This is a genomic window from Enterobacter sp. RHBSTW-00175, from assembly GCF_013927005.1.
Classification (GTDB): Bacteria; Pseudomonadota; Gammaproteobacteria; order Enterobacterales; family Enterobacteriaceae; genus Enterobacter.
Window position 1 is genome coordinate 54,800 of record NZ_CP055930.1, and the last position, 13,246, is coordinate 68,045.

Here is a 13,246-nt window from a genome sequence, read left to right on the forward strand (position 1 = left end):
CGTTTAAGACTAAATACTTCGCATATAGAGTTAAAATACCGTCAACTTGATACAGAGTTTGGTTTTTAGTCACAGAATGGAGCAGGATATTGAATTTGGTCCCTCACAAATCAAGCGCAATTGCATCTGTGTTGGGGGTCAAGTATTTATTCCTAACGCCGCCAGCAATGTACTGATTTTAGGCGAACGATGGCGCGATTTTGCATAAATTAATGAAAGCGGAATCGAAGCCTCGGAGTATTCTTGTAGTATCTCGACCAGTTTACCGTTTTCCAGATATTTACCGACCGCAAAATCCATTATTTGAACAACTCCCATCCCGCTAAGTGCTGCCTCTAACAGTACATCCGCAGTATCGACGACCAGATTACCTTTAATATCAAACGCCTGCTGTTCTCCCGCTATATAATAAAACCACTTTGTGCTACGCCCAGTTTTCTGTGCTTTAACAGCCAGACAGTTATGCTGTACCAGTTCCGCTGGCTCTTTAGGAATTCCGTGGCTGTTTAAATATTCCGGTGACGCAACGGTGACAAAACGTAAATGCTTGATGGTTCTTGCGATAAGCCGTGAGTCCTGTACGCTGCCAATTCTAATCGCCGCGTCAAAGCCTTCTTCCACCAAATCAACCAATCGGTCAGTCATAACCGCGTCAATTGTTAATGCCGGATATCTGTCCAGGATCTCTTTGAGCATAGGAATAATGACCAATCGGCCATAGGCAGAAGGTGTCGTTATTTTTAGTTCGCCTTCAGGGAATACAGTTCTGCCGGTAATCGAATGCCCAACTTCATCCATTTCATGCATCAGGCTTCTTGAGGATTCATATAAAAAAACGCCATCGGTAGTCAGACTTACAGAGTGGGTATTACGGTTAAGCAAGGTAACACGAAGGTCGAGCTCAAGTCTGGTAATTGCACGTGAGACTCCTGATTGGGTGAGGCCCAATGCCTGCGCAGCTTTGGTAAAACTCTGCGTTTCCCCTACCTTGATAAAGATTTTAAGCGCGTTTAAATCCATAAGTCTTCTCTTGCATCTCTTACACGAACATCTATGCCTCGTGGAGGTATCAAGATACAAAAAAAACTGACAGAAGTTAAATATCAATGTGTGATTAGTTAAAAGATAACGCTATGTCGCCACAATTATTGCAATATCTTGCGTGGCGACACACATAGAGGACTATGTACGAGTTGAGCTTAGTCCTGAGGCACGTTGAGCGTGACTTTGCCTGGAGCGAGAAGATGCAGGAAATCCTGTTTAATGACTTTATCCCAACTACCAATATTATCCGCGTATACTTTAATGATCTTCTCGGCAACGAGAGTGAGCAAGGTGTTTAAATCTTCTCCGGCCGGGGAATAATCCTTATAAGAAATCAGATCGATTCCTCGTGATACCAAAATTGTGGTGTCTATGCTCGCCACCTGCCCCGAGGCAACGCCCAGAATGAGAACTGTGCCATTAGGGACAACATTGTCTAATAGATGAGCCAGTAAATCGCCACCGACGGTATCGACCAGGGCATCAAAGGTTCCCTCAAAAGGATATTCTTTAGCCAATAGTACCTCGTTGGGTTTAACGTCGCTGGCTTGCAGCCAATCGAATCCACGCTGACTGTGCGCCACCGCCGAAACTTTAATACCGGCATGCATTGCCAACTGAACCAACAAATGCCCGACTCCGCCCGTTGCGCCGGTAACGGCCAGAGACTGGCCCGGCTGCAAATGAAGGGTCCGCAGAGAACGCAACGCCGTTAATCCTGCCACCGGCAACGCTGCTGCAACCGCTGCTGATACACTCTCTGGCACGATAGCGACATTGACACGATCGACAACGCGATATTGGCTCCAGGCCCCCGAAAAACTCCATGTTAATACCCGCTCCCCAATTTTTGGTCCCTGACCGTCGCTGCTGGTCTCGATCACAATACCAAATGCATCCCATCCGGCAGGCTTATCCGATTCCCAGGGAAAGTCTAATTCTCCCCGATTAAGTGATATATTGGAAACTCTGATTAAAATATCACTTTCCGTCCTTCTGACCGGCCGCTGTACATCGGTGAATCTAAAACCACCGGTATCTGATTTCACAATTGCTTGCACGTATTCACTCATTGTTATTTTCCTTTTCGATATTTACACATTCATAAAAATCCATTAAATAACATTTAAATAAATAACATTATCTATTTTTAAGATAAGCCAATGACGATTTAATAACCAAAATTCGATATCTCAACCTCCTAACCTAACACGACAACTCGATAAACCATCCGGTTATATTGGTGAAAAATGTCATAACAATTATGATTCATATTCTGTTTACAAAAGCCAATAATCGAGGGTATTAGTTTCATTACTGTTAATCACATCGAGTAAATTTTTATGAACAAACCACTTCCAGCGGCAATATATGTTTTAGGTTTTACTCTATTTGCCATGACAACATCTGAATACATGGTCGCAGGATTAATCACATCCATGTCATCTGATTTAGGTGTTTCCATTCCTAAAGTTGGATATTTAATTACTATTTATTCATTAGGTATGGTTTTCGGTGGCCCCTTGCTTGCTACATTTTTAGTTAAACTTAGCAATAAAGCAGCATTATTGACTATTACTGGCATATTTCTTGTCGCCCAAGTCGTCGCAACCGTTTCTGCAACTTATGATCTTTTAGCAGTAGCGAGGTTTGCGACCGGATTATCTTCGGCAGCCTTCTTCGGTTTTGCTCTGTTGACAGCGGCAAAAATGGTTCCGCCGGAACGCTTTGGCGTTGCAGCCTCCATCGTATTGGGCGGGATGATGATAGCGACGGTGGCGGGACTGCCACTATCAGCAATACTTGATCAGTATTATGGCTGGAGAGTTTCCTTCGCATTAATTATTGTCCTTACAGCTTTAGCCGGAATAGGTATTATACTGATTGTTCCTAAATTCAAGGCGGAGGCTAAGGGTAGTATTAAGGCTGAATTCGGTTCAATTATAAACAGATCAATCTGGGGGGCATTTATTACGAGTTTCTTTATTATTGCTGCAACATTCGCGACATTCAGTTACTTCGTTCCCTATTTTGAAAACACTGTCGGTTTCGATACTTCATATATCCCGGCTATTCTTTTCGGGTAATGACTCCAACTTATTGATAGTGTTTTATGTTCAGATAATGCCCGATGACTTTGTCATGCAGCTCCACCGATTTTGAGAACGACAGCGACTTCCGTCCCAGCCGTGCCAGGTGCTGCCTCAGATTCAGGTTATGCCGCTCAATTCGCTGCGTATATCGCTTGCTGATTACGTGCAGCTTTCCCTTCAGGCGGGATTCATACAGCGGCCAGCCATCCGTCATCCATATCGCCACGTCAAAGGGTGACAGCAGGCTCATAAGACGCCCCAGCGTCGCCATAGTGCGTTCACCGAATACGTGCGCAACAACCGTCTTCCGGAGCCTGTCATACGCGTAAAACAGCCAGCGCTGGCGCGATTTAGCCCCGACATAGCCCCACTGTTCGTCCATTTCCGCGCAGACGATGACGTCACTGCCCGGCTGTATGCGCGAGGTTACCGACTGCGGCCTGAGTTTTTTAAGTGACGTAAAATCGTGTTGAGGCCAACGCCCATAATGCGGGCGGTTGCCCGGCATCCAACGCCATTCATGGCCATATCAATGATTTTCTGGTGCGTACCGGGTTGAGAAGCGGTGTAAGTGAACTGCAGTTGCCATGTTTTACGGCAGTGAGAGCAGAGATAGCGCTGATGTCCGGCGGTGCTTTTGCCGTTACGCACCACCCCGTCAGTAGCTGAACAGGAGGGACAGCTGATAGAAACAGAAGCCACTGGAGCACCTCAAAAACACCATCATACACTAAATCAGTAAGTTGGCAGCATCACCTTCTTTTCGCTTACGGTGCATTCACGGTAATTGGTAACTTCCTTGTAGGTCGACTAGCAGATAAATCGCCGATTAAAGTTGTTTTCACTGGTAGCGTCGTGCTAGTACTTGCACTGTTTGGACTTTATACCTTCTACGACAATAAAATATTAGTGCTGATATCTGTAATGATTTTAGGACTTACTGGTATTACTCTCACTCCTGCCATGTCCTCACGCGTGTTTAAAGCAGCACCAAATACCTCATTGATTAACACCATGCATACTTCTGTCATTTGTCTTGGTGTAGTGATTGGCTCTTGGGCCGGTGGCTATGCAATCGATCAAGGTTATGGTTACCGTGCACCAGCGCTCATCGGCATTTTTTTAGCCGGATTGGCGATTGTCACCCTACTCCCTGTTTTGAGAAATAACCGTTACGATGAGTCTGCTGTTAATCCTCAGGCAAATATCTGACTATATCTATAGGAATAGACCATGAACAGTGAAATTAATTCATTAGACTATGAAAATAATATTCAAACTATTCCGGAGTCACATTTATTTTCCGAAAATAATTATAAACAAGGAATCCCAATTATTTACCACAGCGAGAGTGATAAAATTATTGACCAACGCTGTGAGACAAGGTTATTAGATGAGACACCCAACAAGAGGTCAATCACACATAAAATTCATGTAATACGAAAATGCAAGCCAGAACACATCGGGGATATTTTCCTGCGCTCATCAGAAAATGATGAGAACAGTATTATTTTGGATATTAGCATTCATACACCCTTAGGAGAAAAAATAAAAACTGGACTATTCCGAACACTTTCGATGCTTTTATTTAAAAAATATAAAGCACTGAGAATTGAGACGCGAACTCTGATTGACAATCATAAAGTTATTAATAGTCTTGTATTGAGTGGGTACAGTTTTGAAGGCATTTCACAAAAACTCAATTCAAAATCAGAATTACAGGAATTCGCAGTTTTTTCCTTATTGAGGGATCACAGTAATGCGGCAAAAAGTCTATTATTTCCTGCAGTGGATAGCAATATTTATCGTGATGAGAAAATTGCACTGCGTTTGGCTGAACCAAAAGACACATTTTGTATGTGGCTAGAGCAATCAAATCCTGAATCATCTAAGTGGGGTTTATTCGAAACAGCATCGCTTGATGAAATTAAACAAAAAATTAGTCGTTGTGGGCTTAATTCAGCCGTAGGCCCTAATATTTTGCTCACTATTATAGAATGCTCAACTGGTAATGCTGTAGGAAAAATTGTTATCCGTAATGTTGTACCACCTCATGTAGGTGATGTTGGTTACGGGATATTGCCGGAATATCGTGGTTTGGGCTACGCCGTAAGAGCACTGAATCTTTTGAAAAAATGGGCCTTTAATGAAGCTGGTTATGTACGTTTAGAACTTGGTGTCAAAGAAGGCAATATCGCGTCAGAAAGAGTCGCGCAAAAGGGAGGGTTTGAATTTGAGGGGATGCGTCCGGGACGATTGAAAAATCACGATGGTTCATACAGTAATGAAATGCACTATTTCTTTCTGAACCCGAATATTAGCTATCGCAAAATAGAGGATTAATTAAATGAACAAAAAGTTCATCTCCTTTCTCGAACAGCATTTAGATCATAAAAACGTCGTCACCTATGTAAACACACCGAATGATGTTGGCGAATATACTTCCCCAGCGGTTTCTGGCCGAGTGGATGTTTCCAGTATTGAACAAGTAATTCGTATTGTTAAGCTTGCAGATCAATTTGACGGGGAAACAGCGCTTTATCCCTACTCAACTGGATACAATTGGGGGTTAGGTTCAACAAAACCTCCGTCAGACAACGCCGTGCAGTTAAAGCTGACCGGATTAAATAAAATCCGCGAGATTAATATCGCAGAGGGTTATGCTGTCATTGAGCCAGGTGTGACGCAGGGAACATTATCGCAAAAATTACTGAACACCCATCGCTTTATTAATGTGACAGCCTCATCTGCAGAAACGAGTTTTTTAGGTAATGCTCTCGATCGGGGCGTAGGGTTGAGGCACCAGCGTACAGAAGATCTTCTCGGCCTGGAAATTGTTCTCGCCAACGGGACACTGCACCGAGTGGGCTGGTGGCCGGAACAGGGAAAACATAGCGCATTATACTCCCACGGGATTGGCCCTTCACTGGTACAGTTATTCACCCAATCGAATCTCGGAATTATAACCGGTGGCGTTGTACGACTACTTAATCGACCAGACAAATCTCGCGTCGCCTATATTTCCTTTTCTCCCGAAAACTTAGAGTATGCTATCAATACCTTCCAGCGTTGGTCAGCACAAGGGTTAATTCACGGTGTACTTAAGGTTTATGATGAAACCTCAACACTGACGTATGGTGCGAATAAGGGCGAGTTTCTCGTTCACCTGCCCCTTTCGGGAGCCGCCTCAGTAGTGTCGGCACTTTCCACCGCGCTGGAAACCGAGTTTGTAAAAGCTGGCGAGAAATTCATCTCTTTGATCTGGAGCGACAGCCCTACGAATCCTTATCAAGATGATATCGTCGCCAATCTAGTTACCTCTGCCTATCAAGGGGATACTAAATATCATGATATCCTTCTGGAGAAGACGCTCGGTACTACACCGGCTGAAATAGATGCCGAAGGCAAAGGCTGGATATTTTTCTTGCCTCTGCTTCCTTTTACCGGTCAGGCTATTAAAGAGGCTTATCTACATTTTGACGATATCTTCGAGTCTACTGGCGTGCGCTGCGGCGCCACAATTAATACGCTGAGTGATCAGATTATTGATCTCGTCGTATCCATTCGTTTTGAACGCGTGGAAGAGGAAATAAAAAAAGCTCATCAGGCTCTGAAACTTCTTCATGAAAAATTCAGTGCTTCAGGTTTTTATCCTTATCGTTTGGACGTCGAACATCCTCTCGCCAATAGTCGCAATGCCAGAACGCTTCGTGAAGGCGAAATCATCAGAAGTCTGCAAAAAACTTTAGATCCAAAGGGAATTTTCGCATCCGGACGATATAGTTATTAATCCTACCTAATATGTACTTTTAATATTTAATTATATAGATTCATTTATTGAGGTGTATCCATGATAACTCATGACATTAATACATTTAGCAATATATTAGTTAATCTAAGAGATTTACGCGGTGAATTACGTAACTCCTCTCGTGAAATAGAAGAGCATCGCAGGATACCACTCAATATTATTGAAAGACTACGTGGCATTGGGATATTTGGAATGTGTTTCCCGCAATCATGGGGCGGTGCCGGACTGACGTCGATTGAGCAAATCCTTGTGCTGGAAGAACTCGCCCAGGGCGATACGGCTACCGCCTGGTGCGCCATGATCGGTTGTGACTCAGGTATTTATTCAGGTTTCTTGGAAGAAAAAAGCGCCAAAGAGATCTTTCCACACGCCAATCTGGCCGTGGCGGGTTGGATACACCCGCAGGGAAAAGCCGAGATAGTTGATGGCGGCTACATCGTCACTGGCAAATGGCGTTTTGCCAGCGGATCGCCTCATGGCGATGTCATCTCGGCAGGTTGCTTCCTCTACCGTAACGGCAATCTTGTACTGGATGACAACGGCAAGCCCCTTTGGCGAGTCATGCTGGCGCGTCCTGCCGACTTCCTTTTTTCCGATACCTGGTTCACCACCGGCCTGCGGGGAAGCGGCAGTCAGGACTACTCCACGCAAGGATTGTTCATTCCCGAACAGCACGCGTTCAATTTCTCGGCACCAAAACGCCAAGGGCCACTGCACAAAACGCCGGATGCAATTTTACGCAAAATGTCCGGTATCCCGCTGGGGCTTGCGAGAGCCTGTCTGGACTATATCTACGACGTCGCCGACGACCGCACAGACAGAATCAATGATGTGAAATGGCGAAACTCAAAGCGCGTCCAGACGGCGGTGGCTAACGCAGAGAATCAGTTATTTATCACCAGAAACGCGGTGCTCACCAGCGTAAGTACATTATGGCAGGCGCTCGAAGCCGATGCCGCTCATGACGATATTACTCATTGGCGCGTGCAGTCAGCTCTGAGTCGAAGAAATGCCTTTCAAACCGCGCGAACCATCGTTTCAAGCTTGTATGACCTACAGGGCGGCGGTTCTATCTACACCCATGAAACACCTTTTGACCGCGCATTACGTGATATCAACACCATTTGCCAGCACGCTGTCGCGCAGGAAAAAGTCCTGCAGGTGTGCGGCGATATTCTCCTTGGTGGCAAAGTCGAAGATTACTTTATATAAGGAAGAGAACCGATGAGTGGTATTTTTTCGCAAAAGAAAATTCTTGTAACCGGCGCAGGCAGTGGACTTGGCAGAGAAATAGCCTTGGCATTTTCACGGCTTGGCGGAACCGTTATTCTTGCAGGTCGAAATACGCAGAAACTCGAAGAAACGGCGCAAGCGATCTCCGAGACCCCTGGCAAATCATGGGTTATTCCTTTCGACGCAAATAATAATCAATCAATAGATAACCTGTTTGATGAAATAAAACATAAAGTCGGCACTCTTGATATTGCCGTTAATAACGCCGGAGTATTTTCTTTTGGTTTTGTCGATGAAGCCTCCAATGAAGACTTTAATCACGTATTCACTACTAATGTCATTGGTTTGTTTGAAAGTCTGAAGCGCGAACTTCAGTCGATGAAAGAAAACCGGGCCGGGACTATCGTTAATATTTCATCCAATATGTCTATCGGGCTGAATATTCCGGGCACGGCGGCCTACACCGCTTCAAAGGCTGCCGTCGATGCATTGACCCGCGTCTCGGCAAAAGAGGCTATCACGCACGGCGTGCGGGTTTTCTCAATAAACCCTGGCCCATTGGCCACCGAAATGACACAACTTCCCGGCGAATCGGCGGCAGACCGTGACAAAAGATGGCGCGATTTAATCCCCATTGGGCGTATTGGTGATGTTAAAGAGATCGCTGAAGCCATTATTTGGTCCTGCTCAGGCCAGTCTGACTACTTAGTGGGTTCACGAATAGTTATCGATGGTGGCCATTCTCTTTAAATTATTATTCCCGAGGTATAAATCATGCAGCCATTTATTATTCGAGACAATGAAGGCATTCCGCTCTGGTTAAATAACAACACCTATACTATAAAGCTGGATAAAGAAAACACCGGGGGAAACATCTCTATTATCCAGGGATTTGTGGGTCCAGGCGGGGGTCCGATTTGGCATCTTCATGAAGACGCTGATGAGATTTTTTATGTACTAGATGGACAATTAACAGTAAGAGCCGGAGAAAATATTTTTCATGCCAATCCAGGCGATTTTGTTTATGTTCCCAAGGGGATTTATCATCAATTTAGAAATAACAGCATTAAACCTATCAAGATATTACTGATGTTCTCTCCTGCTGGATTCGAAGGGTTCTTTAGGGAAACAGGAATCGTAGCAAAACAGGGCGTTATACCACCACTACATATTCATGATGCCGAAGCAAACAGACGGGCTATTAAGATTGGTGGGAAATACCTTTCTTTTGTTCCTGACTTTGAAAACCCCGATGTTAATCCAAATTTATAAGAAACCAAAATGCCGCGAAGTCTTTGCGGCATTTTTATATTACAAATAAATCTGAACGGGTGTTACTTAAAAAGCCCTCTAACCTTCCATCAACCGTCATCCTTTATTCATCTTATGTGAGGACATCATATTTATCAGCACGGATATGTAAAAGGAGATATGTTATGTCAGACAGGCTCGCTTTTTTTAAGAATAAAAATCTAAACTCAGACTGGTTAACTATCAAAGAAGCAGTTAAAACATCAAAGAAAAACGGCATCAGGAAAATACAAGAAAGTGATATCTATCGATATGCTCTGCAGGGTAAAATCCTCCTTTCGATATACTTTCAGTCTCCCATTACCTTGAGGAAAATAAAATCCTATAACCATAAATTAAAGCTAAAAACTAAAGACAATAACTTACCGGACGACAAAATTATGTTGGATGAAAGCGATTTTTTTAGCGAGAGTAATTTAACTTTTAGCACCGAAGGTAAATATTTTCACACTGCTCATGGCGTCATTGATACAAGTCTTTTTGGATATGAATATTTTCTCATACAATGCCTACTTGCTCACCATCTAAAAATACCATCACCTGTACTAAGAGGGCACAATAACTATGGAATTACTGTTTCCTTATCTGGGGAAATCTTTCTAGTTCACAATAGAATTTCATTACGCGACGGAATGTCATTAAACGGCATAGATTTAAGCTTTAATGATGCCTACTTTCCTATTTATAACTTACCGAAGGATGCATGTTTTGTTATCAGGCAAACTGAGTTAAATAAACTATTCAACTGGCTGGCTGGAAAAAAAATCACCCTCGGATTCTTCCACACGCATATCATCCCCTCTATCAAGACTATTTTGGCTTGCCTGTAGAAATAATGAAACCATCAGTCCGTTAATCATGCAACCGTATAAACTATTGTCCATTTTTGAACAATGGGCATCTGAGGAAGGCATTACCGATCGATTCAGTGGCGACACGCTCAAGACTGCGCTTGAGCGCGGCTCGCCCCCTTCTCTACCAACACAAAAATAAGATGATGCCCTTCGCTATAAAAACCCGTATTAAGGATTGGATTTTCCGTAATACGGGTTCATCAACTTTCTCCACACCACGACTTTGTGTTGTCGTGTTATCTCCCGGCTAGCGCTATATCTGCCACAGGAGAAAACCGTGACATCTCATCAGTTATTACGTCTGAAACAGGTTGAAGAAAAAACTGGCCTGAAGCGCTCTCAAATCTATCTGTATATGAAAGACGGTACCTTCCCCCGCTCAATCAAGATTGGCCCGGCCAGTGTCGCCTGGCTCGAATCGGAAATTGACGAATGGATCAATATTAAATTAGTCCGCCGCTCAATAGGCTGAAGGGAGAAAATACCATGATTATCCCATCACTTAATTACGCCGTATTAACCGATGCCCTGCATGCATTGAAGGATGGCAACATTCGTTACTGCGAATCGCTAGGATTCACTTTCGACGAAATGAATGCCCTCAACCAGTTGTCACTAGACGAGCTGTTTATCATCAGTCGGGAGTCTGCACAGTTTTTGACTGTGACGGTTCATCACGACGCATTACACCTGCTTCTGGCTAAATCCCGTGAGGAGGTTCTGCAGCAACAGCGTATCAACCACGCCATCCGGCTGGGTGGATCAATTGCGCTACTCAACAAGTATTTTGGCCTCACTTCCAACGAAGTTTGCCTTCGCCGCCGGTTACTGGGCGTCCGTGTGCCTTATGGCCGGACGCCAGAGCCGGACGAAGAGACGGATGCGGCCATCTGGCTGCAATGGCAACAATGCCGGGTGGCCAACCTGGAATCGACCGATGCGCTGTCCGCCATGATGCAGGTAACGCAAACCCTGCTGCCGAAAGTCGAAGGGTTGTCACTGACCAGCGTCTGGAAACGTATCGCACTTTGCGAACAGGAGGCGTCAGACCGGAGGGCCGCACATGCCAGATGAGATCGACCGCGATCAGGAATTTAACGAGCAACGACTGGAGGAGATGATTGAACAGAGTCGTTTTAAGCCAGGGTCTACGCCATCATTATTCCATTGTCGTCTATGCGGCAAGCCCATTCCTGAAAAGCGACGGCAGGCACTGCCGGGCATAACAACCTGCACGGAATGTCAGGAAAAACTTGAACGTCGAAGATGTTAATAATGGTCACAGAGACATGCAGGAATATTTTCCCTGCATGTCTCTATCATTAACTATAAATCCACAGTCGTCTTTATTAACTATTTCACTTCCTTTTATTTACCCCAAAGCTTATCCCCCTCCACCGCTAGTTTATCTCTCTCATTTTAACTTTGAATTTATCGTTCATATACCGCCCCGGATATCTGATCCTGAAAACCTCATTACATAATAGTTACCCGTATTGACGTTAATTCGCCTGAATCAGGCATTGCTCTTTAAAAATATGGTTCGGGCTGTCACGAAACCACAATTCAGGGTGCCGCTGAATGTTCTCGCTGACCCGTTAAAACCGGAATGCAGAATTGGGATGTGACATTTATTTAACTCATCGTTGTTTTTAGTAGAGGAGACCTCATGCGAAAACCCATTTATCACGTATTTGTCACCCAGGAAAGTCAGCCCGACCCACAGGGCGAAAAAAACACCTGGTGGACGAAAGTCGGCGTGGCTTTTGCCCATCACGGTAAACCCGGCCTGAACGTGGTACTGACACCCGGCATTGCTGTCTCCGGCAAGCTGGTGCTCCTTGAGCCCAGGGATGACGGCGACGCGACACAGGATACTCAACCCGTTTAATCGCCCTTTCTTCTTTCCGGCCCTGTACCGTCTGATGGCGGTACGCGTTGCCCAGTTTATCGTTCCGAGGCCACCATGCTTTCCACCTCCGTGTTTCTGGCGGCGGCCATGCAGTGCGCCGCCAGCGTTCACCCGTCGACGGCACTTGATGTGGCGCGGGTCGAATCCGGTTTGAATCCGTATGCCATTGCTGAAATCCTGCCCGGTGGCAAAGGCGTGACTTCACATTTCCCCACGAGCAAGGATGAGGCCGTCAGCATCACCAGACAGTTGACGGCAGAGGGCCGACGTTATTCGGTCGGGCTGATGCAAATCACCAGCACCAATTTCCGTCATTACGGCGTGAACGCCCGTGACCTTCTTGACCCCTGTACCAACCTGTCCGTCTTTGAGCACATCCTCACCGACTGCTACCGCCGCGGCGGTTCCCTCAAGCGTGCGCTCAGTTGCTACTACTCGGGAAATTTCACGACCGGCCAACAGCCGGAATCCGCGTTTAACCAGACCAGCTACATCCAGCGCATCGGATACGCCGTACCGTCAACGCGGGAAGACCGGCAGCGACCTCCCACCGAAAAGCTCGTGCCGGCAATCCGTTACCCCGCCGCCGTCATGCGTGGCGAGCTTACCGATAACGCCACGCCAGTTCTGACATCCCTACGCTACCCCAACGCCCTAATACGCGGCGCGTTACCCATTCCCGGCCCCCAGGAGGAACAATGATGAAACGAAAACAGACTGACTGGCCCGTCCTCACTTGCCTGTTAATGGCAAGCCCGGTGCTGGCAGCAGACAGCGGGTTTAATAAAGCCAATGAGACGCTGAGCAACACCTCTACCGGCCTGCTCGGGCTGGCCGCCGTCACCATCACGCTGGCCACCATGTGGGTGGGGTACAAAGTGTTGTTTGACGGTAAGAGCCTGCATGACATGCGCAACGTCATCATTGGCGCCATCCTAATCGTCGGTGCGTCAGGTTTCGGTGCCTACTGGGCGTCATAAGGGAGGCA

The 13,246-nt window shown here is 45.7% G+C and carries 16 protein-coding genes and 1 pseudogene; 14 read left to right on the plus strand and 3 right to left on the minus strand.

Features of this window, described 5'->3' with window-relative positions; genetic code table 11:
• Positions 1–138 precede the first annotated feature (138 nt).
• Both HV107_RS00290 and HV107_RS00295 read right to left on the minus strand, forming a co-directional pair.
• Entirely contained in the window at positions 139–1,020 is an 882-nt protein-coding gene (locus HV107_RS00290; RefSeq protein WP_182061602.1) for a LysR family transcriptional regulator, read from the minus strand.
• Positions 1,021–1,199: 179 nt separating this feature from the next.
• Positions 1,200–2,117, minus strand: coding sequence for a zinc-binding dehydrogenase (locus HV107_RS00295; protein ID WP_182061603.1), 918 nt, complete (start codon positions 2,115–2,117; stop codon positions 1,200–1,202).
• A 270-nt stretch (positions 2,118–2,387) separates the two neighbouring features.
• Here HV107_RS00295 and HV107_RS00300 point away from each other — a divergent pair, with 270 nt between their 5' ends.
• Entirely contained in the window at positions 2,388–3,131 is a 744-nt protein-coding gene (locus tag HV107_RS00300; RefSeq protein ID WP_182061604.1) for an MFS transporter, read from the plus strand.
• 10 nt (positions 3,132–3,141) lie between these two features.
• Here HV107_RS00300 and HV107_RS00305 read toward each other — a convergent pair.
• Positions 3,142–3,839 (minus strand): IS1-like element IS1A family transposase gene (locus HV107_RS00305; protein ID WP_225988001.1). Its coding sequence is split into 2 segments (ribosomal slippage): positions 3,142–3,590 and positions 3,590–3,839, totalling 699 coding nucleotides; the frame shifts between segments, so codons are not numbered across the junction.
• Between the two features lie 51 nt (positions 3,840–3,890).
• Between HV107_RS00305 and HV107_RS00310 the strand changes: the two are divergent.
• The 13 genes and pseudogenes from HV107_RS00310 to HV107_RS00370 all read left to right on the plus strand — a co-directional run.
• Positions 3,891–4,349 (plus strand): annotated as a pseudogene (locus HV107_RS00310) (MFS transporter); the annotation flags it as partial.
• 21 nt (positions 4,350–4,370) lie between these two features.
• Entirely contained in the window at positions 4,371–5,480 is a 1,110-nt protein-coding gene (locus HV107_RS00315; protein WP_182061605.1) for a GNAT family N-acetyltransferase, read from the plus strand.
• Between the two features lie 4 nt (positions 5,481–5,484).
• A complete protein-coding gene (locus tag HV107_RS00320; RefSeq protein ID WP_182061606.1) occupies positions 5,485–6,927 on the plus strand; it encodes an FAD-binding oxidoreductase in 1,443 nt (480 codons plus the stop codon).
• 60 nt (positions 6,928–6,987) lie between these two features.
• A complete protein-coding gene (locus HV107_RS00325) occupies positions 6,988–8,160 on the plus strand; it encodes an acyl-CoA dehydrogenase family protein (protein ID WP_182061607.1) in 1,173 nt (390 codons plus the stop codon).
• A gap of 12 nt (positions 8,161–8,172) precedes the next feature.
• A complete protein-coding gene (locus HV107_RS00330; RefSeq protein WP_182061608.1) occupies positions 8,173–8,931 on the plus strand; it encodes an SDR family NAD(P)-dependent oxidoreductase in 759 nt (252 codons plus the stop codon).
• Positions 8,932–8,955: 24 nt separating this feature from the next.
• Positions 8,956–9,453: a cupin domain-containing protein gene (locus tag HV107_RS00335; protein ID WP_182061609.1), complete on the plus strand. Its 498-nt coding sequence runs from the start codon at positions 8,956–8,958 to the stop codon at positions 9,451–9,453.
• Between the two features lie 164 nt (positions 9,454–9,617).
• Entirely contained in the window at positions 9,618–10,322 is a 705-nt protein-coding gene (locus tag HV107_RS00340) for a hypothetical protein (RefSeq protein WP_310649365.1), read from the plus strand.
• A 301-nt stretch (positions 10,323–10,623) separates the two neighbouring features.
• On the plus strand, positions 10,624–10,818 hold the full coding sequence (locus HV107_RS00345) for an AlpA family transcriptional regulator (protein WP_009635172.1): 195 nt from the start codon (positions 10,624–10,626) through the stop codon (positions 10,816–10,818).
• A 14-nt stretch (positions 10,819–10,832) separates the two neighbouring features.
• Positions 10,833–11,420: a DUF2857 domain-containing protein gene (locus HV107_RS00350; protein WP_182061610.1), complete on the plus strand. Its 588-nt coding sequence runs from the start codon at positions 10,833–10,835 to the stop codon at positions 11,418–11,420.
• Positions 11,410–11,619 carry a TraR/DksA family transcriptional regulator gene (locus tag HV107_RS00355; RefSeq protein ID WP_182061611.1) on the plus strand — a complete coding sequence of 70 codons (210 nt, stop codon included), beginning with the start codon at positions 11,410–11,412 and terminating at the stop codon, positions 11,617–11,619. The genes HV107_RS00350 and HV107_RS00355 overlap by 11 nt, the downstream gene beginning before the upstream one ends.
• A gap of 396 nt (positions 11,620–12,015) precedes the next feature.
• Positions 12,016–12,237 (plus strand): hypothetical protein, encoded by a 222-nt coding sequence (locus HV107_RS00360; RefSeq protein WP_119823805.1) that lies wholly within the window; start codon positions 12,016–12,018, stop codon positions 12,235–12,237.
• A 75-nt stretch (positions 12,238–12,312) separates the two neighbouring features.
• Positions 12,313–12,960: a lytic transglycosylase domain-containing protein gene (locus HV107_RS00365; RefSeq protein ID WP_182061612.1), complete on the plus strand. Its 648-nt coding sequence runs from the start codon at positions 12,313–12,315 to the stop codon at positions 12,958–12,960.
• Entirely contained in the window at positions 12,960–13,238 is a 279-nt protein-coding gene (locus tag HV107_RS00370; RefSeq protein WP_047611357.1) for a TrbC/VirB2 family protein, read from the plus strand. The genes HV107_RS00365 and HV107_RS00370 overlap by 1 nt, the downstream gene beginning before the upstream one ends.
• Positions 13,239–13,246: the final 8 nt, after the last annotated feature.

Bases quoted from the DNA above. Each gene is read 5' to 3' on its own strand.
- HV107_RS00340 (WP_310649365.1), top strand. From the start codon at position 9,618: ATGTCAGACAGGCTCGCTTTTTTTAAGAATAAAAATCTAAACTCAGAC.
- HV107_RS00355 (WP_182061611.1), top strand. From the start codon at position 11,410: ATGCCAGATGAGATCGACCGCGATCAGGAATTTAACGAGCAACGACTG.
- HV107_RS00360 (WP_119823805.1), top strand. From the start codon at position 12,016: ATGCGAAAACCCATTTATCACGTATTTGTCACCCAGGAAAGTCAGCCC.
- HV107_RS00295 (WP_182061603.1), bottom strand. From the start codon at position 2,117: ATGAGTGAATACGTGCAAGCAATTGTGAAATCAGATACCGGTGGTTTT.
- HV107_RS00370 (WP_047611357.1), top strand. From the start codon at position 12,960: ATGAAACGAAAACAGACTGACTGGCCCGTCCTCACTTGCCTGTTAATG.
- HV107_RS00365 (WP_182061612.1), top strand. From the start codon at position 12,313: ATGCTTTCCACCTCCGTGTTTCTGGCGGCGGCCATGCAGTGCGCCGCC.
- HV107_RS00320 (WP_182061606.1), top strand. From the start codon at position 5,485: ATGAACAAAAAGTTCATCTCCTTTCTCGAACAGCATTTAGATCATAAA.
- HV107_RS00300 (WP_182061604.1), top strand. From the start codon at position 2,388: ATGAACAAACCACTTCCAGCGGCAATATATGTTTTAGGTTTTACTCTA.
- HV107_RS00315 (WP_182061605.1), top strand. From the start codon at position 4,371: ATGAACAGTGAAATTAATTCATTAGACTATGAAAATAATATTCAAACT.
- HV107_RS00350 (WP_182061610.1), top strand. From the start codon at position 10,833: ATGATTATCCCATCACTTAATTACGCCGTATTAACCGATGCCCTGCAT.
- HV107_RS00335 (WP_182061609.1), top strand. From the start codon at position 8,956: ATGCAGCCATTTATTATTCGAGACAATGAAGGCATTCCGCTCTGGTTA.
- HV107_RS00330 (WP_182061608.1), top strand. From the start codon at position 8,173: ATGAGTGGTATTTTTTCGCAAAAGAAAATTCTTGTAACCGGCGCAGGC.
- HV107_RS00290 (WP_182061602.1), bottom strand. From the start codon at position 1,020: ATGGATTTAAACGCGCTTAAAATCTTTATCAAGGTAGGGGAAACGCAG.
- HV107_RS00325 (WP_182061607.1), top strand. From the start codon at position 6,988: ATGATAACTCATGACATTAATACATTTAGCAATATATTAGTTAATCTA.